Origin of the sequence: Aeromonas sp. R10-2, from assembly GCF_040908445.1 — a bacterium.
GTDB classification, from domain to species: Bacteria; Pseudomonadota; Gammaproteobacteria; order Enterobacterales; family Aeromonadaceae; genus Aeromonas; species Aeromonas veronii.
In genome coordinates, this window is the sequence record NZ_JBFODS010000014.1 from 15316 (window position 1) to 33967 (window position 18652).

17 protein-coding genes are annotated in these 18652 nt (G+C 61.2%); 12 read left to right on the forward strand and 5 right to left on the reverse strand.

The genetic code is table 11. The features are described from left to right. Nucleotides 1-188 precede the first annotated feature (188 nt). From putA to AB5Y97_RS02630, 9 genes are all read left to right on the forward strand, one after another. Nucleotides 189-3353: a bifunctional proline dehydrogenase/L-glutamate gamma-semialdehyde dehydrogenase PutA gene (gene putA / locus AB5Y97_RS02590; protein ID WP_201947632.1), complete on the forward strand. Its 3165-nt coding sequence runs from the start codon at nt 189-191 to the stop codon at nt 3351-3353. A 210-nt stretch (nt 3354-3563) separates the two neighbouring features. Further along, a complete protein-coding gene (gene nudC / locus AB5Y97_RS02595; RefSeq protein ID WP_201947630.1) occupies nt 3564-4343 on the forward strand; it encodes an NAD(+) diphosphatase in 780 nt (259 codons plus the stop codon). 180 nt (nt 4344-4523) lie between these two features. Next, the gene (hemE, locus tag AB5Y97_RS02600; protein ID WP_005335440.1) at nt 4524-5591 is read left to right on the forward strand and encodes a uroporphyrinogen decarboxylase; all 1068 of its coding nucleotides are present in this window, start codon (nt 4524-4526) and stop codon (nt 5589-5591) included. Nucleotides 5592-5703: 112 nt separating this feature from the next. After that, entirely contained in the window at nt 5704-6633 is a 930-nt protein-coding gene (locus tag AB5Y97_RS02605; RefSeq protein ID WP_201947628.1) for an ROK family protein, read from the forward strand. 80 nt (nt 6634-6713) lie between these two features. Beyond that, the gene (gene epd, locus AB5Y97_RS02610) at nt 6714-7724 is read left to right on the forward strand and encodes an erythrose-4-phosphate dehydrogenase (protein ID WP_201947627.1); all 1011 of its coding nucleotides are present in this window, start codon (nt 6714-6716) and stop codon (nt 7722-7724) included. A gap of 61 nt (nt 7725-7785) precedes the next feature. Continuing rightward, on the forward strand, nt 7786-8949 hold the full coding sequence (locus tag AB5Y97_RS02615) for a phosphoglycerate kinase (RefSeq protein WP_368157216.1): 1164 nt from the start codon (nt 7786-7788) through the stop codon (nt 8947-8949). Between the two features lie 115 nt (nt 8950-9064). Beyond that, nucleotides 9065-10144: a class II fructose-bisphosphate aldolase gene (gene fbaA / locus AB5Y97_RS02620; protein ID WP_005340963.1), complete on the forward strand. Its 1080-nt coding sequence runs from the start codon at nt 9065-9067 to the stop codon at nt 10142-10144. Nucleotides 10145-10303: 159 nt separating this feature from the next. After that, a complete protein-coding gene (locus tag AB5Y97_RS02625) occupies nt 10304-11608 on the forward strand; it encodes an FAD-binding oxidoreductase (protein WP_201947625.1) in 1305 nt (434 codons plus the stop codon). Between the two features lie 238 nt (nt 11609-11846). Then, nucleotides 11847-12434 carry a hypothetical protein gene (locus AB5Y97_RS02630; RefSeq protein WP_201947623.1) on the forward strand — a complete coding sequence of 196 codons (588 nt, stop codon included), beginning with the start codon at nt 11847-11849 and terminating at the stop codon, nt 12432-12434. A 53-nt stretch (nt 12435-12487) separates the two neighbouring features. Here AB5Y97_RS02630 and AB5Y97_RS02635 read toward each other — a convergent pair whose 3' ends face one another. From AB5Y97_RS02635 to cutA, 3 genes are all read right to left on the reverse strand, one after another. Beyond that, complete coding sequence (locus tag AB5Y97_RS02635) at nt 12488-12901, reverse strand: hypothetical protein (RefSeq protein ID WP_042080037.1); 414 nt, start codon at nt 12899-12901, stop codon at nt 12488-12490. Nucleotides 12902-13033: 132 nt separating this feature from the next. Next, nucleotides 13034-14824 carry a protein-disulfide reductase DsbD gene (locus tag AB5Y97_RS02640; protein ID WP_201947622.1) on the reverse strand — a complete coding sequence of 597 codons (1791 nt, stop codon included), beginning with the start codon at nt 14822-14824 and terminating at the stop codon, nt 13034-13036. Next, nucleotides 14821-15138, reverse strand: a complete 318-nt coding sequence (gene cutA, locus AB5Y97_RS02645) for a divalent-cation tolerance protein CutA (protein ID WP_201947620.1) — start codon at nt 15136-15138, stop codon at nt 14821-14823. Before cutA ends, AB5Y97_RS02640 begins: the two co-directional genes overlap by 4 nt. A 244-nt stretch (nt 15139-15382) precedes the next feature. On the opposite strand from cutA, the gene AB5Y97_RS02650 reads away from it, so the two are divergent. Then, nucleotides 15383-15739, forward strand: coding sequence for a hypothetical protein (locus AB5Y97_RS02650; protein WP_128815385.1), 357 nt, complete (start codon nt 15383-15385; stop codon nt 15737-15739). Nucleotides 15740-15901: 162 nt separating this feature from the next. Here the strand turns inward: AB5Y97_RS02650 and AB5Y97_RS02655 are convergent, their stop codons facing one another. Beyond that, complete coding sequence (locus AB5Y97_RS02655) at nt 15902-16348, reverse strand: PACE efflux transporter (protein ID WP_201944393.1); 447 nt, start codon at nt 16346-16348, stop codon at nt 15902-15904. 125 nt (nt 16349-16473) lie between these two features. Between AB5Y97_RS02655 and AB5Y97_RS02660 the strand changes: the two genes are divergently transcribed. Then, the gene (locus AB5Y97_RS02660) at nt 16474-17355 is read left to right on the forward strand and encodes a LysR family transcriptional regulator (RefSeq protein ID WP_021229472.1); all 882 of its coding nucleotides are present in this window, start codon (nt 16474-16476) and stop codon (nt 17353-17355) included. Nucleotides 17356-17361: 6 nt separating this feature from the next. Here AB5Y97_RS02660 and ygfZ read toward each other — a convergent pair whose 3' ends face one another. After that, nucleotides 17362-18270: a tRNA-modifying protein YgfZ gene (gene ygfZ / locus AB5Y97_RS02665; RefSeq protein ID WP_191966374.1), complete on the reverse strand. Its 909-nt coding sequence runs from the start codon at nt 18268-18270 to the stop codon at nt 17362-17364. 111 nt (nt 18271-18381) lie between these two features. Here ygfZ and AB5Y97_RS02670 point away from each other — a divergent pair, with 111 nt between their 5' ends. Next, the gene (locus tag AB5Y97_RS02670) at nt 18382-18651 is read left to right on the forward strand and encodes a succinate dehydrogenase assembly factor 2 (RefSeq protein ID WP_005335417.1); all 270 of its coding nucleotides are present in this window, start codon (nt 18382-18384) and stop codon (nt 18649-18651) included. Nucleotide 18652: the final 1 nt, after the last annotated feature.

Genomic DNA, 18652 nt, shown 5'->3' on the forward strand with positions numbered 1-18652 from the left:
CAGATGACCCTCATGTTTATTGGCGGGCTGGCTTCAAAAGGGAATTAATGGGGTGAATTAGCGATCTTTGTTAAAGAGTGGCAACAAATTCATTTCATATAGGGGAGGATATTGTATACATTGTCGGCGTTTCGGCGGCGCGACCGCCTTTGTCGATATCAGCCTTAGGGCGTACAGGAAGACCCCATATGTTCAAAGCTACTCAAGTGCTTGCCGCTGACTATATCCCCTCTGATCTGGCCGCCCTGCGCGAAGCCATCACTCAAAACTACGTGGTGGATGAAAATGCCTATCTGGCCGAACTGTCGGCCATGCTGCCGGGGGATGGCGCCTCGCTGGAGCAGGTGACCCAGCGTGCCCGTACTCTGGTGACCAAGGTGCGCAAAGAGAGCGGCTCCGGTGACGGTATCGACGCCTTCCTGCAGGAGTACAGCCTGGATACCCAGGAGGGGATCATCCTGATGTGTCTGGCCGAGGCGCTGCTGCGGATTCCCGATGCCGAGACCGCCGACGCCCTGATCAAGGACAAGCTCTCCGGCGCCAACTGGTCATCCCATTTCCGCAAGAGCGACTCTACTCTGGTCAACGCCTCCACCTGGGGGCTGATGCTGACCGGCAAGATCATCAAGCTCGACAAGAAGCTCGACGGTAACCCGGCCAACCTGCTGGGGCGCATGGTCAACAAGCTGGGGGAGCCGGTGGTGCGCTCCGCCATGTACGCCGCCATGAAGATCATGGGCAAGCAGTTCGTGCTGGGGCGCGACATGAAAGAGGCGCTCAAGGCGAGCCGCAAATCCCGCGAGCTGGGTTACACCCACACCTACGACATGTTGGGTGAATCGGCGCTGACCATGCAGGATGCCGACAAGTATCTGACCGATTATCGCAACGCCATCGAGGCGGTGGGCAACGAGCGCATCAGCGACGGCGGCCCGGCCCCCTCCATCTCCATCAAGCTCTCGGCGCTCCATCCGCGCTATGACGTAGCCAACCGTGAACGGGTGCTCGGCGAGATGTGCGAGCGGCTGGTGGGGCTGGTGCGTCTGGCCCGCGACAAGGATGTGGCCATCAGCATCGATGCCGAGGAGATGGACCGCCTCGAGCTGTCGCTGGACCTGTTCGAACAGCTCTACCGCTCCGATGCCAACCGCGGCTGGGGCAAGCTCGGCATGGTGGTGCAGGCCTACTCCAAGCGTGCGCTGCCGGTACTCTGCTGGCTCACCGCGCTGGCCCGCGAGCAGGGTGACCTCATTCCGGTTCGCTTGGTAAAAGGCGCCTACTGGGACAGCGAACTGAAATATGCCCAGCAGGCGGGCCTGCCCGGCTACCCGCTGTTTACTCGCAAGGCGGGCACCGATATCTCCTACCTCGCCTGCGCCCGCTACCTGCTGAGCGAGCCGACCCGCGGCTTTATCGCTCCCCAGTTCGCCACCCACAATGCCAATACCGTGGTCAGCATTCTGGAGATGGCCGGTGATCGCCAGTTTGAATTCCAGCGCCTGCACGGCATGGGCGAGGAGCTGCACAACGCCGTGCTGAGCGACAATCCCGGCCTGCACTGCCGCATCTACGCGCCGGTCGGCGCCCACAAGGACTTGCTGCCCTATCTGGTGCGCCGCCTGCTGGAGAACGGGGCCAACACCTCCTTCGTTCACAAGCTGGTGGATCCCAATACCCCGGTGGACTCGCTGGCCGAGCATCCGCTGCGCACCCTCAAGCGCTACTCCGGCTTTGCCAACGACCGGATTCCGCAGCCGGTGAACCTCTTCAGCGACCGCAAGAACTCCAGCGGCGTCAACATGAACATCCTCTCCATCCAGCGCCCCTTCTTCGCCCGCTTGAAAGAGCTGGAGAGCAAGCAGTGGCTGGCGGGCCCCATCGTCGATGGCGAGACCCTCAAGCGCAGCGAGGCACGTACCGTGCTGAGCCCGCAGGATGTGAGCCTCACCGTCGGCAAGATCCACTGGGCCGACGAGCAGGCGGTGGAGCAGGCCTTGGCATCTGCCCACGCCGCCTTCCCGCGCTGGCGCGAAACCCCGGTGAGCGAGCGTGCCGCCGCGCTGGAGAAGCTGGCGGATCTGCTGGAAGCGAACCGCGAGCAGTTCGTCTCCCTCTGTACCCGCGAGGCGGGCAAGCTGCTGCAAGATGGCATCGACGAGGTGCGTGAAGCGGTCGATTTCTGCCGCTACTACGCGGTGCAGGCGCGCGGCCTGATGGGGCAGGCGACCCTGCTGCCCGGTTACACCGGCGAGCAGAACGAGCTGTTCCTGCAGGGGCGCGGTGTCTTTGTCTGCATCAGCCCGTGGAATTTCCCGCTGGCGATTTTCCTGGGGCAAGTTGCCGCTGCGCTGGCCACCGGCAACACCGTCATCGCCAAGCCTGCCGAGCAGACCGGCCTTATCGCCCATCTGGCGGTGACGCTGGCCCATCAGGCTGGTATTCCGGGTGACGTGCTGCAACTGCTGCCCGGTGACGGTGCCACCGTCGGCGCCAAGTTGACAGCCGATCCGCGCATTGGCGGCGTCTGCTTCACCGGCTCCACCGAGACTGCCAAGCTGATCAACATGACCCTGGCCCAGCGCGATGGCGCCATCCTGCCGCTTATCGCCGAGACTGGTGGCCAAAACGCCATGATCGTCGACTCCACCGCCCTGCCGGAGCAGGTGGTGCGCGACGTGGTGAGCGCCGCCTTCCAGAGCGCCGGTCAGCGCTGCTCGGCCCTGCGGGTGCTCTACCTGCAGGAGGAGATCGCCGAGCGGGTGCTGGAGATCCTCACCGGCGCCATGCAGGAGCTGAAAGTGGGCAACCCGGCCGAGCACAACACCGACGTCGGCCCGGTGATCGATGCCGATGCCAAGGCCGGTCTCGATGCTCACCTCGCCTACATGGTGCCGCGCGCTCGCCTGATTGCGCAGGCGCCGATGCCGGCCGCGACCATGGAAGGGCACTTTGTCCAGCCGACCGCGCTGGAGATCGGCTCCATCCGCGAGCTGGCCAAGGAGCAGTTCGGCCCCATCCTGCATGTGGTGCGCTACGCCACCCGGGATCTGGACAAGGTGATCAGCGACATCAACGGCACCGGCTACGGCCTGACGCTCGGGATCCACAGCCGCAACGAATCCCACGCTGAGGAGCTGGCGAGCCGCATCAACGTGGGCAACGTCTACATCAACCGCAACCAGATCGGCGCCATGGTCGGGGTGCAGCCATTCGGCGGCCAAGGGCTCTCCGGCACCGGTCCCAAGGCGGGCGGCCCCCACTACCTGAGCCGCTTCGTCACTGAAAAGACCCGCACCATCAACACCACTGCGGTGGGTGGCAACGCCTCCCTGCTGGCGATGGGCGATGCCTGATCGGTGCAGCGAGAGAACGACTGACAGCAGGCCGCCTTCGGGCGGCCTCTTTGTTGATGTGCTCCTCTTGCTCGCCGGTTTTGGCCCCGGCGGGGTCGTCAGTGGCGCTTGCCAGTCGTAAGATGGGGCCCATTCGCGCTATTTTGCCCCTGCTGCAGCCTGCTGTGACCGTGGCGTTGTTTAATCTGACTTAACGAGAGTGTTTATCCGATGTCATTAACTGAACAAGCCCGCTGGTTTGTCGTGGCGGGTGACCATCAAATCCTGCTCGATGAGGCGGGTCAGGTGCCGAGCGGCGTGAAGGCGTGCCTGCCCGCAGCGCTGGCCGGTGCCCGTTTCGAGCGTTTTGATGAGTGGCAGGGGCAGCCCTGCTATCTGCTGGATCTGGGTGATGAGGCCGACACGAGCGCCATGAGTCCGCTACGCCAGCTGATGGTGGCGGGGGACGAGGAGGGCTTTCGTCTCGCGGGCCGCGCCTGGCAGCTCGCCACCTTCCGCCGCACCCACCGTTTCTGCGGCGAGTGCGGCGCCCCCATGACCCCGAAGGCGGGGGAGTGGGCACAGGAGTGCCAGCAGGGGCACAGCGTCTATCCGCGCATTTCCCCCTGCATCATAGTGGCTGTGCGCAAGGGGCCGGAGATCCTGCTGGCAGCCCATCGCCGTCACTATCAGGCGGACGATCCCATGTATACCGTGCTGGCTGGCTTCGTGGAGGCGGGGGAGAACCTCGAGCAGTGCGTGGCACGGGAGGTGTTCGAGGAGAGCGGCATCCGGGTGCGCAATGTGCGCTATGTGGCGAGCCAGCCCTGGCCATTCCCTCACAGCCTGATGATGGGTTTTACCGCCGACTACGAGAGCGGCGAGATCAGGGTACAGGATGACGAACTGGTGGCCGCCGCTTTCTTTGCCGCCGACCGGCTGCCGCGCTTGCCACCCCACGGCACCATTGCCCGGCGGCTGATCGAGTTGTCACTGGCTGGCGAGGGGTAACGGCGCTTATCTTTTCGCCAACCTTTTTGCACTTCTTTTTAAAAACGGGGCGGTCAGGTTTGCGCCCCTTCACATCTTTGCAACCGCGCGCCTATTTGCCACGTTTTGGGCAGTCCGCTTGACTGGGCAAAGTGGTATTATGGCCGCCATTTTATGCGTGATATGAATTCAGGAACTGGGATGAAAGAGCTGAAGAACGATCGATACCTGCGCGCTTTGCTGCGTCAGGATGTAGACATGACGCCGGTATGGATGATGCGCCAGGCAGGGCGCTATCTGCCGGAATACAAGGCGACTCGCGCCCAGGCGGGGGATTTCATGTCCCTGTGCCGCAATGCCGAGCTGGCCTGTGAAGTCACCCTGCAGCCGCTGCGCCGCTACCCGCTCGATGCCGCCATCCTCTTCTCCGACATCCTGACCGTGCCCGATGCCATGGGGCTGGGTCTCTACTTCGAGCAGGGTGAAGGCCCGCGTTTCGAGCGTCCGATCACCTCCATGGCCGACGTGCAGGCGCTGCCCATTCCGGATCCGGAAGATGAGCTGGGCTACGTGATGAACGCGGTGCGCACCATCCGCCGCGAGCTGAAGGGCGAAGTGCCGCTGATCGGCTTCTCCGGCAGCCCATGGACCCTGGCCACCTACATGGTGGAGGGGGGCAGCTCCAAGGCATTCACCAAGATCAAGCAGATGATGTACGCAGAGCCGCAAACCCTGCACCTGCTGCTCGACAAGCTGGCCGACAGCGTGATTGCCTACCTCAACGCCCAGATCAAGGCGGGTGCGCAGGCGGTCATGGTGTTCGACACCTGGGGCGGCGTGCTCACCCCGCGCGATTACCGCGACTTCTCCCTGCAGTACATGCACAAGATTGTCGATGGCCTGATCCGCGAGCACGACGGTCGCCGCGTGCCGGTCACCCTGTTTACCAAGAACGGCGGCCAGTGGCTGGAGCAGATCGCCGCCACTGGTTGCGATGCGCTGGGTCTGGACTGGACCACCGACATTGCCGACGCCAAGCGTCGGGTCGGCGACAAGGTGGCGCTGCAGGGCAACATGGATCCCTCCATGCTCTACGCTACCCCGGCTCGCATCCGTGAAGAGGTCGCCTCCATTCTGGCCGGTTTCGGCCACGGCAACGGCCACGTATTTAACCTCGGCCACGGCATCCATCAGGATGTGAACCCGGAACACGCTGGCGTGTTCGTCAACGCGGTTCACGAGCTCTCCGCCCAGTACCACGGTCGCTAAGGCCGGGGCGAGAGAAGAAGAGTTTGCTTGATATCCGGGGCCGTCAGGCCCCGTTTTACATTAAAAAATGGCGCTGCGACGACGAGCGCGTGGCGTCAGTGCAGGAGGCAAGATGAGCAGCAAGTCACTGGATTGGGGTATCGATCTTGGCGGTACCAAGTGTGAATGCGTGGTGCTGGATGGTGACGAGGTGCTGCTGCGCCACCGCATCCCCACCGAGCGGGCGGGCGGTTATGACCACATGATCGGCCAGATCTCCAGGCTGGTGGCAGAGTGCGCCGAGAAGATTGGCCAGCGTCCGGCCGTCATCGGCATGGGCACGCCGGGGGCGCGGGATCCGCAGACCTGCCTGATGAAAAACTGCAACACCACCGAGCTCAACGGCAAGCCGTTCAAGGAGGATCTGGAGCGCCGGCTCGGCGTGCCGGTACTGATTGCCAACGACGCCAACTGCTTCGCGCTGGCAGAAACCCATCTGGGGGCGGTGCGCCAGCACCATCCCGATGCGAAAGTGGTGTTCGGCATCATCATGGGCACCGGGGTCGGCTCCGGCATCGTCATCAACGGCCGCATTCTCAACGGTCATCACGGCATCGCCGGTGAGTGGGGCCACAACGTGCTCTCCCCCGATGGCCCCGAGTGCTACTGCGGCAAGCACGGCTGCGTCGAGACCCTGATCAGCGGCCCGGCGCTGGAGGCCTGGTACGAGGCCAAGGCCAAGCGTCGCCTCTCACTGGCGCAAATCGCGGCTGCCACCGCCCACGATCACATCGCCAAGCTCACCATCGACCGGCTGCACCTGCTGTTTGGTCAGGCGCTGGCCAACGTGGTCAACATTCTCGACCCGGATGTTATTGTCATCGGCGGTGGGGTGGGCAACGTGCAGAGCCTCTACAGCGTGGGAAGACAGACTATTTTGCCCTTCCTCTTTAATCCCCGTTTCAGTGCCCCCATTATTGCTCCAGCCCTGGGTGACAGTGCCGGGGTGTTCGGGGCCGCACTGCTGGCCCGTGGTGAATTCAAGGATGCCCTGCTGTCGTGAGCCGGGCCCGGGCAGCCGGTCGGCTGCTCTTTTCTCTAGCCCCTGCGCTAGCAAATCTGTGGTAAGGAACTGGCTGCCAGATGATCAAGATTGCCATCAACGGTTACGGACGGATCGGCCGCAATGTACTGCGTGCCCTCTACGAGAGCGGGCGCGACAAGACCATCAAGATCGTCGCCATCAACGAGCTGGCGGCTCCCGAAGCCATGGTGCACCTGACCCGCTTCGATACCAGCCACGGCCGTTTTCACTATCCGGTGCAGCTGGCTGGTAACAGCATGCTGGTGGGGGAGGATCTCATCTCCCTGTTTGCCGAGCGGGATCCGTCGAACTTGCCGTGGCGGGCGCTGGGGGTGGATGTGGTGCTCGACTGCACCGGGGTATTCGGCTCGCGGGCCGATGCCGAGCTCCATCTGGCGGCGGGGGCGGGCAAGGTTTTGTTCTCTCATCCGGCGGATGCGGATGTGGATGCCACCGTGGTCTACGGGGTCAACCATCATACCCTCACCGGAGCGGAGCGGATCGTCTCCAACGCTTCCTGTACCACCAACTGCGTGGTACCGGTGATTGAAACATTGCATCGAGAATTCGAGATAAATTGTGGTACTATTACGACAATTCATTCGGCTATGCATGATCAGCAAGTCATCGATGCCTACCACAGTGACTTGCGCCGAACCCGCGCTGCCAGTCAGTCCATCATTCCGGTGGACACCAAGCTGGCAAAGGGGCTGGAGCGTATCCTGCCCCACTTCGCCGGCAAGTTTGAGGCGATCGCGGTGCGGGTGCCGACCATCAATGTAACAGCGATGGATCTCAGTATTACTGTTCGTAAAAAAGTGACAGTTAGTGACGTAAATCAAGCCCTGCAACGGGCATCCAGAGGTACATTACACGGTATTCTGGATTACACGGAAGAACCGCTGGTCTCCGTAGACTTCAATCATGATGCACACTCCTGCATCATTGATGGTACCCAGACCCGGGTGAGCGATGCCAACCTCGTCAAGATGTTGATGTGGTGCGATAACGAATGGGGCTTCGCAAACCGGATGCTGGATACCACCCGGGCCATGATGGCCGCAGGCTGAGCCTGCCCCGGGCGAAAGGTTACTGTTTTTAACATTACCTGGAAAATATAGAGGACTGAATATGTCTGTTATCAAGATGACTGACCTGGATCTGGCGGGTAAACGCGTTCTGATCCGTGCTGACCTGAACGTACCGGTAAAAGACGGCAAGGTCACCTCCGATGCACGTATCGTTGCGACTCTGCCGACCATCAAGCTGGCTCTGGAAAAGGGCGCCAAGCTGATGATCACCTCCCACCTGGGTCGTCCGACCGAGGGTGAATACAACGAAGAATTCTCCCTGGCTCCGGTTGTCAACTATCTGAAAGACGCTCTGTCCTGCCCGGTTCGCCTGGCCAAGGATTACCTGGATGGCGTAGACGTCGCTGCCGGTGAGCTGGTTGTGCTGGAAAACTGCCGCTTCAACAAAGGCGAGAAGAAGAACACCGAAGAGCTGGCCAAAAAATACGCCGCCCTGTGTGACGTCTTTGTAATGGATGCGTTCGGTACTGCTCACCGCGCCGAAGGTTCCACCTACGGTGTGGCTCAGTTCGCACCGGTCGCCTGTGCTGGTCCGCTGCTGGCGGGTGAACTGGAAGCCCTGGGCAAAGCCATGCTGAAGCCCGAGCGCCCGATGGTTGCCATCGTTGGCGGCTCCAAGGTCTCCACCAAGCTGACCGTTCTGGAATCCCTCTCCAAAATCGCTGACCAGCTGGTTGTCGGTGGTGGCATCGCCAACACCTTCATCGCTGCTGCCGGTCACAACGTCGGCAAGTCCCTGTGCGAGCACGATCTGATCGACACCGCCAAGAAACTGGCTGCCGAGACCAACATTCCTGTGACCACCGACGTGGTTGTAGGTGCCGAGTTCTCCGAGTCCACTCCGGCGACCATCAAGTCCGTCTCTGACGTGACCGACGGCGACATGATCTTCGACATCGGCCCGGATTCTGCCAAGGCCCTGGCTGACATCATCATGAACGCCAAGACCATCCTGTGGAACGGTCCGGTTGGTGTGTTCGAGTTCGACCTGTTTGCTGAAGGCACCAAGGTTATCGCTGAAGCCATCGCTGCTTCTCCGGCCTTCTCCATCGCTGGCGGTGGCGACACCTTGGCTGCCATCGACAAGTTCGGCATCGCTGACAAAGTCTCCTACATCTCCACTGGCGGCGGCGCCTTCCTGGAGTTCGTAGAAGGCAAGGTACTGCCGGCTGTTGCGATTCTGGAACAGCGCGCCAAAGCCTAATTGACCCGGAACGGGGGGCAAAAGCCTCCCGTTTCGTTTATCATGTGCCCGCTGTGCCGGTTCATGATGAACCCCCCATTTTTTATTAACGGCATACGAGACAGGACGATTAAACATGTCTAAGAAAATTTTCGACTTCGTAAAACCCGGCGTGATCACTGGTGATGACGTTCAAAAAGTGTTCGCCATCGCTAAAGAGAACGGTTTTGCTCTGCCGGCCGTAAACTGCGTTGGTACCGACTCCGTGAACGCCGTACTGGAAGCTGCCGCCAAGGTTAAAGCGCCGGTTATCGTTCAGTTCTCCAACGGTGGTGCCGTGTTCACCGCCGGTAAGGGTCTGAAGCTGGAAGGTCAGAAAGCTGCCATCCTGGGTGCCATCTCTGGTGCCAAGCACGTTCACGCTGTTGCCGAAGCCTACGGCGTGCCGGTAATCCTGCACACCGACCACGCTGCCAAGAAGCTGCTGCCGTGGATCGACGGTCTGCTGGAAGCGGGCGAGAAGCACTTTGCTGAAACCGGCAAGCCGCTGTTCTCCTCCCACATGCTGGATCTGTCTGAAGAGTCTCTGGAAGAGAACATCGACATCTGCTGCGAGTACCTGACCCGCATGGCCAAGATGAACATGACTCTGGAGCTGGAACTGGGTTGCACCGGTGGCGAAGAAGACGGCGTTGACAACAGCCACATGGATCAGTCCGCTCTGTACACCCAGCCGGAAGATGTTGCTTATGCTTACGAGCGTCTGTCCAAGATCAGCCCGCGTTTCACCATCGCTGCCTCCTTCGGCAACGTACACGGTGTATACAAGCCGGGTAACGTCAAGCTGACCCCGTCCATCCTGGACGCTTCCCAGAAGTACGTTTCCGAGAAGTTTGGCGTTCCAGCCAAGTCTCTGGACTTCGTATTCCACGGTGGTTCAGGCTCCACTCTGGAAGAGATCCGCGAGTCCATCTCCTACGGCGTAGTGAAGATGAACATCGACACCGACACCCAGTGGGCAACCTGGGAAGGTCTGCTGAACTTCTACAAGAAGAACGAAGCTTACCTGCAAGGCCAGCTGGGCAACCCGGAAGGCGCCGACAAGCCGAACAAGAAGTACTACGATCCGCGCGTATGGCTGCGTGAAGGTCAGACTTCCATGATCGCTCGTCTGGAGAAAGCATTCTCCGACCTGAACGCCATCGACGTACTGTAATTCGTTACAGCACCTTGATTGCATGAAAAGGCGCCCTTCGGGGCGCCTTTTGCATTTCTGTGATCCGCACCGGTTGGTGAGTGGAGGGGGAACTGGGTATTATCGAAACAACTTTGCTTATTTTATTAAACAATTTGCAACCAAGGCAGGATGCTGAGTATGCAGGCAGGAAAGCACAACGGATATCAGGAGCACGTCGCCTCCTACTACGCGGCCACCCGCAACGATCCGCAACAGTGGCCCGAGCTGGAGGGGGAGCACAAGGCTGACGTCTGCATCATCGGCGGCGGCTTTACCGGTCTCAATACCGCCATCAATCTGGCTGATGTCGGTTACAAGGTCGCCTTGCTGGAGGCCAACCGTATCGGCTGGGGCGCCTCCGGGCGCAACGGCGGCCAGCTTATTCGCGGTATCGGCCATGACACCAGCCAGTTCGCCCGCTGGATTGGTGAGGATGGGGTGCGCGAGCTGGATCTGATGGGGCTGGAGGCGGTGCAGCTGGTGCGCGAGCGGGTTGAGCGCTTCAACATCGAGTGCGATCTCACCTGGGGCTACTGCGATCTGGCCACCCGTCAGCGTCATCTGGCTGGCTTTGAAGAGGATCTCGCGCATCTGGCGAGCCTCGGCTATGAGCACGAACTCAAGCTGGTGCCGCGGGAAGATATCCATAGCGTGGTGGGGTCGGATCGCTATATCGGCGGCCTTATCGACATGGGCTCCGGCCATCTCCATCCCCTCAATCTGGCGCTCGGCGAGGCGCGAGCCGCAGCCAGCCTTGGGGTTTCCCTGTTTGAACATTCCAGAGTGACCCATATCGATTACGGCAAGCAGGTTGAAGTGACCACGGCTCATGGCCGGGTCACCGCCGATTATCTGGTGATCGGCTGTAACGCCTATCTCAACGACCTCAATCCGGAGCTGGGGGGGCGGGTGCTGCCTGCGGGCTCCTACATCCTCGCCACCGAGGTGCTGGATCGCCGCTTGCGCCAGCGCTTGCTGCCGCAAAACATGGCGGTGTGCGATCAGAACGTGGCCCTCGACTACTACCGCCTCTCCGCCGACGGTCGCCTGCTGTTTGGCGGGGCCTGCAACTATTCGGGGCGAGACCCGAAGGATATCAAGGCCTTTATGTTGCCCAAGATGCTGCGGGTCTTCCCCGAGTTGGCTGGCACCGCTATCGAGTTTCAGTGGGGCGGGATGATCGGGATTGGCGCCAACCGGCTGCCGCAGATTGGCCGCTTGAAGGAACACCCCAACGTGCTCTACGCCCAGGCCTATTCGGGTCATGGTCTCAATGCTACCCATATGGCGGGCAAGCTGGTGGCCGAGGCGATCCGCGGCGAAAGCCGGGGTTTCGATCTCTTTGCCAGCGTGCCCCATATCACCTTCCCCGGCGGCCCGGCGCTGCGCTCCCCGCTGTTGGCGCTGGGGATGCTGTGGCACCGTTTCAAGGATATCTTCTGACCCCCATTGTCAGCCAGCGCAGTGATGGCTGAACGCCAGCCCCCTTGCCAGCCCTTGTTTATAGCGGGTTGGCACTATCGTTCCGCCCGATAGACCAAAAGATGCATTCGCGCCAATCTCGTCCGGTTGGCGCTATCTTTTAGGTGTGAGTGCGGTTATCTGCCAAGGGGCAAGAGTTTGTCAGATTGCCGGAATATTTGCCGAAAAAGGGCCAGAGGGCGGGGAGAGGAGGGCCAAGATGGAGATAAATGTGGTCGCGTCAGGCGGGCCCAGCCCGCTGGCGCAAAGGCAGGGTTCTCCCGCCGTGCAGGCACAGGAGAGGGCTGCAACTTCACCATCAACGGGCAGTGACAGCCTGGTGCGCGACCTAGGCGCTGTGCTGGATGAGCTGGGGCTGTCACCGCAAGGGGAGAGCAGCGGCGGTGGCACTGTTTCAATCAGGGATTCGCTGGAAGCGTTCATCAACACCATGATGGGCTCCCTGCAACAGCAGCAGGAGCAACAGTTGGCATTGCAGCAACAACAGCGGCAAGAGCAGGAACAGCGCAAACTCGCCATCGCCGACAGCAGCGAGAACCCGCTCAAGCGAGATCTGGAGCGCCTGCTGGAGACGCTGGATCAGCAGGGCGGACAGGAAAAAGAGAGCGAGCAAGGAGCCGAGCGTGAAGCGGTCAACCCCTTGCAGAACCAGCTGACCAAGCTGCTGGAGAGCAGTGGTGCGGCAGAGAGCGGGGTCACCCTCAAGGAGGTGCTGTCAGGGTTGGCCAGCAAGCTGCCGAACGAACCTGCCGAGCGAAAAGGGTATCGGGTCGATACCCAGGTTTGAGCTGGTTAGCAATGGCAGATCTGCCGTTGCAGACAGAAGGGGTGAGAAGCCCTTTATTGGGCCGGTTCCGCCAGCCGCCACCCCTGTTCGTCCTTCATCATCCACACCTCGGCCTCTTGTGGCAGCACCTGGCCCGCCTCGAACTCGCCATATTTGCGCTCGAGCTCCATCAGGCCCATCTCCTGCTGGAAGGGGCCAACCCGGTCGTAGACCAGGTCCTCGTCGTGCAACACCTGCAACTGATCGAGTCCCTGCTTGAAGTGGAGCTGGTAACTCACCTTGACCAGATAGACCCCCTCCATCCGCTCCTCCTTGCCGAGGATGGTGAAGTCGCTGATATCGAACAGGTTGGCGTCTGTCTCGGCCAGCAGCTTGGCGGTGACCTGCTGGCGGATATCCTCTTCACCGGGCCCTGCACTGCAGCCATAAAGCCAGAGGGCTAGCAGGGGGATGAACCACTTTTTCATCAAAACTCCGGACGGGCGAGACAATCGAAGGGCAAATTCTGCCATGCTGCCGGTCATATACAAGGGATTGCCAGAAAAATCAGTGCGTAACGTATAAGGCTGCCCCCTGTCTGTCTACAGGGGCGCCGTTGGTCAGCGTAGCTGATCGAGCCTGCCCAGAAACTCCGCCGGCCCCATAAAACCGGTGACCCGCTGCCCGGTCAGCTCCTTGCCCTCGCGGTCGAAGAAGATGAGGGTCGGCAGCCCCAGCACATTGAGACTGTTGAGCAGCTCGATATCGGCATCGTCGTTGGCGGTGACATCCGCCTGCAGCAGCACCATCTGGCCGAAGCGCTCCCTCACCGCGGGATCGCTAAAGGTCTTGTGCTCGAACTCTTTGCAGGCGACGCACCAGTCGGCGTAGAGGTCGAGCAGCACCGGCTTGCCGCGGGCGGCGGCCAGCTGCACCTTGAGATCATCCAGCGCCTTGATGCGGATAAACTGCGATGCCGTTTGACCGGCATCCGCCGTGACGGCAGCAGGAGCGGCCGGTTGCAGCAGATCCTTGCCCACTACCACGGCGCTGATCATCGCCAGCAACAGTACGAAGCCGCGCACGCTTCTGGCCACCGAGTGGGGTTGGTGCTGGTTGTGGTGATAGAGGTAGCCGCACAGCAGCAGCCCCCAGCCGAGCCAGGCGAGGGTAGTAACTTGATCGCTCCAGAGCCGTGACAGCAGCAGGATCGGCACCGCCAGCAGGGCAAAACCAAACAGCTGCTTGATCACATCCATCCAGGCGCCCGCTTTGGGCAGCAGCTTGCCACCCGAGGTGCCGAGCAGCAGCAGCGGTAGCCCCATCCCCAGTGACAGCGCATAGAGCGCCGCCCCGCCGAGCCAGAGATCGCCGCTCTGGGCCACGTAGATCAGCGCCCCCGAGAGCGGCGCCGTGGTGCAGGGGGAGCAGACCAGCCCGGAGATCATCCCCATGATGGCGACCCCGACTACCGAGCCGCCCTGCTGGCGGTTGGAGAGACCGGAGAGACGGGTTTGCAAACTGCTCGGTAGTTGCAGGGTATAGAGTCCGAACATGGAGAGGGCCAGCAGCACGAACATCACCGAGAGGGCGATCAGCACATAGGGGTGTTGCAGCGCAGCCTGGAATTTCAGCCCCGCCGAGGCCACTACCAGCCCAAGCAAGGTGTAGGTGACCGCCATCCCCTGCACATAGACAAAGGAGAGCAGGAAGGCGCGACCTGTGGAGAGGCGATGGCCAGCACCGGCGATGATGCCGGTCAGGATTGGGTACATGGGGAAGACGCAGGGGGTGAAGGCGAGCCCCAGCCCCAGCGCGAAGAAGGCGACGATGCTGAGCCAGAACCCCTGATGGCCGAGGGCGGAGGCCAGCTGATCCTGCTGGCTAACCGGTGCGACGCTTTGTGCCGTTTCAGCAGCGGATGCGGTGGTTGCCGTGACCAGCGGAGCCACATCGATCAGTTTGTCGGTCGGTGGATAGCAGAGGCCGTCGGTACAGCCCTGATAGCGCACCCGCAGGGTGGCATTTTCCCCCACCTCCTTTAGCGGCACCGCGATGCTCACCTGCTGATAGTAGACCCGGGTCTTGCCGAAGAAGTCATCCTCGTGCTCGGTGCCTTCCGGCAGGGTCGGCTCGCTGAAGGTGAGGTTGTTTCCCTTGAAGCGCAGGCTATGGCGATAGAGGTAGTAGGCGTCGGCGATATGGAGGGTCAGCAGCAGCTGATCGCCACGCTGTTCGCTCTCGATCTGAAAGGCCTCATCGACCTGCAAAAATTTGGGCTTGGCGTTGGCCTCAATACCCAGCGAGCTGAGCAGATCGGCGCCGCTGGCGTGGGCTGGGGAGCTGCCCACCGCTGTCATCAGCAGGGCGCAGAGCAGCAGCAGGGGAGAGAGCAAGCGGTTGAACGTCATGAGGTCTCCCCATTGAGCCAGTCGAGATAGGCAGGTAGTCCGGCACTTACCGGCAGGGCCAGCAGCTCGGGAACCTCATAGGGGTGATTGGCTTGAATACATGCCTGCAGCTCGGCAAAGAGTGGCTGGCGGGATTTGATGATGAGCTGGATCTCGGTGGCGCGCTCCACCTTGCTTTGCCAACGATAGACGGAGGTAATGCCCGGCAGTTGATTGATGCAGGCGGCCAACCGCTGGTTCAGCAGCTGTTCGCAGAGAAGGTCGGCACTGGTTTGATCTGGGCAGGTGCAGAGCACCACAATGGCGTCGGTCATAAAGCGGATCTTCACCTCATTGGGGTAAACCGGGCAGGCGCCCTTGCCGTCTCATCCCTGTCTGCGGATGAAGGTGAAAAAAGCGCCCGAAAATCAGCGGCTACTATACCCCAGAGCCGCTTCAAATAGCATCTGTAGCCATTTGTGAGCCAGCGCCAAAAATTTGTGGGGGGCATGAGATAGACGCTGTCATGGGGACAGGGCAGAATGAGCGGGCTTGTTCCCAATTGACGTAAGGAAATGTATGACCCAACAGAATGAGCAGCAGAGAAACCGCATGTTGAGCCTGCTGCGCGAAGGTGAGCGCCGCATGTTGGTTCAATTGGCCGGGCTGCTGCGCACGACCGCCGATGAAATCAATGCCGAGCTGGAGAAAGAGGAGCTGATGGCCACCCTGGAGCAGCCCATTACAGTGGAGTATCTCAACGGCGTGGTGCAGCACCATCTGTTCGAGCGCAAACACAAGGGAGATATGGTGGTTGCCCAGCAGATCCTGAGCGATTATCAGAGCGAGCTGGAAGCGCTGCAGGCCGCTCAGGCCCAGCCTGAAGAGGCTGTCGCAACTGACGAGAGCGGCGAAGAGCTCAAAGCCCAGGCTTGAGCGACGGGCAGGCCTGAATCCTTACCTCTGAATCAGCCGGCCTGCCAGCGCTGATCCCTCTTGCGGCCCCATCATGTCTGCCATGATGGGGCCGTGTCGTTTCTTCTGTTGCCTTCCCTTGTTGACCTTCACTTCTCGGTTTCAATCCAACTGATTCGTGCCTTAGCGCGCCTCTTGTGGCATGCCGTGCGGCACTTCGCGGGGGATGGGGAACACCTTGTCATAGCACCAGTTGTAGACGAAGGCATAGATCAGGTAGAAGACGACGAAGCCCAGATCCAGCACCAGCGCCTCCAGCAGGCTGACGCTCAGCCACCAGGACATGACCGGCAGCGCGACGATCAGCAGACCGCCCTCAAAGCCGAAGGTATGCAGCACCCGTTGCCACAGGGTTTTGTGGGTATGGCCCTGATATTTGAGCAGCAGCTTGTCGACCCCGATGTTGTAGATGTAGTTCCAGACGGTGGCCAGCACCGAGAAGAACAGTGCCAGCGGGCCCATATGGTTGAGCCCGACCCCGGTAACCCAGCTGGCCAGCGGGGCGGCAATCAGCAGGCCAATAAATTCAAAGCCAATGGCATGGCGCAGGCGATCGTTACGGGTACGCATAAGTCACTCTCTCAATCAGATTTATTCACGGATTGCTGGTTAATCTATAGATCTTTAGCGATAGATTCATGTTGGTATCCATCGCTAAAATAGATGGATGAGAGAGCTTGCCGGAGGGCCATAAGATGACGCCATCACTGGAACAACTGAGGATCTTGCTGGCGGCCGCCGAAACCGGCTCGTTTTCCGCTGCCGCCCGCAAGCTGGGCAAGGCGCAGTCGGTGGTGAGCAGCGCCATCGCCAATCTGGAGATCGATCTGGCGCTCACCCTGTTTGACCGCAGCGGCCGCTATCCGCAGCTGACGGAGGCGGGGGCCCGCATGGTGCAGGAGGCGGGGATCCTGCTGGCGCAGAGTGAACGGTTGCAGTCCATTGCCGGGGAGCTGGCGGCCGGGGTGGAGACGCGCCTCACCCTGGCCATCGATGATGACTCCCACCTCCCTTGGCTCGGCACCCTGCTGGAGGCGTTCGCCACTCGTTACCCGACAGTGGAGCTGGAGCTGCTCTTCCCGCTGATGGAGGATGTGACCGAGATGCTGGTGACCGGCCGGGCCCAGCTCGGCATCAGTTATCAGAAGGTGCATCCCCAGCGGGAGATTGTCGCCCATTCGCTGGGGGAGGTGACCATGCCGCTGGTGGTGTCACCGGATCATCCGCTGGCCCGCAAGCAGCCGCTGCGGGAGGTCGATCTGCAGGGGGCACGCCAGCTGATGGTGACCGGCCGACGGGAAGGGAGCGAGCGTCAGCGTTTTCGCATCTCGGCTCAGGTGTGGTGGGTCGAGGGGGATCTCGGGGTGCTGGAGCTGGTCAAGCGGGGCCTTGGCTGGTCCGCCATTCCGGAATTTCTGCTGCATCAACCGCTGAAGCGGGGCGAGGTGGTGGTGCTGGAGCCGGACTTTATCGCCAGCCACGCGCTGGCGCTGGAGCTGCAGTGGCATCGCGCCCGCCCGCTGGGGCAGGCGGGGCGCTGGCTGAAGGAGGCACTGCTGGCGCGGGTGCCTCGCTAGCAGACCTTACTCGGTCAGGGCGTAAGGCAGGGGTTGCAGGGTGAGGCGGGAGCCTTCGTCCTGCTTGAGGCGGAATTGGGCGTCAGCCTCGGTATCTTTCGGCAGTACGGCGGTGAGCCACACCTGCCCGGCCTGTTGCCAGGCGTTGAGCACCATGCCGCTGCGGCGCCAGTTGTCACCCAGTTGCAGCTCCAGGGTATCGCCGCTGGCAACCGGCTCGCCGGTAGTGCCCGCCAGCAGGAACAGGGCGCGGTTGTTGGCGCCGCGATACTTGGCGCGGGCCACTGTCTCCTGCCCCATGTAGCAGCCCTTGTTGAAGCTGATACCGTCCAGTGCCTGCAGGTTGAGCATCTGCGGGATGAACTCCCCCTGATGCACCGCCTCCATGTGCGGCAGACCCGCCTTGATCTCGAGCCCCCACCAGAGTGACTCGTCACCTTGCGGCAGGGCGTCGGCTTGTTGATTGCTCACCAGCAGCCAGCGATCCTGCTCAATCTTCACCGCCATGCCGCCGTCGATAAGACCGCTCTGCAGAAGGCCAAATTGCGCGGCGATCCAGCCATCGCTGCCCGTACCGGCGATCCCGGTAGCGTGACGCTCATCGGCGGTGATCTCGACCTTGGAGAAAACGGCAAATTTCTTCAGCTCCGGCAGTTGGCGCTCCAGCACCGAAGAGCTGGTCAGCAGCAGCAGGCTGTCGTCGAGGCAGAGCAGGCGGAAATTGCTCCACAGCTTGCCCTTGGGATCACAGTGGCCACCCGGGGTCTGTTGCCCCGGTTGCAGGGCGTTGACATCACAGGTGACCTGACCTTGCAGATATTTGACGCGATCCTGGCCGCTGATACGGGTGATGGCCAGCTTGGTCAGGGAGAAGCGGGTCGGCTCGGCAGGAAAAACAGGTGGTTGCAGGCTCACGATGGTATTCCAGAGAGAAAGTATGTGAGCTGCATGGTAAAGACGTAACTAATGTTTGTCAGCCGGAAAATCCAGCTGGTACCATCCCCCGGTCTTTGTAAGGAGAGTGCCATGTTGAGCCCAGTTGAAAAATCCCGCCTGAAGTGGGCCTGCCGTCGCGGTATGCTCGAGCTGGATGTGATCTTTATGCCCTTTTTCGAACACGAGTTCGACTCCCTGAGCGAAGCCGATCAGCAGACCTTTATCCGCCTGCTGGCGAGCGACGATCCGGATCTGTTCAAATGGTGCATGGGTCATGGTGTCCCTGCCGATCCCGCATTTGCCGCCATGATCCCGATGATCCTGGAGCGCAATCAGGCGCGCCACGACCGCCAGGGGTAAT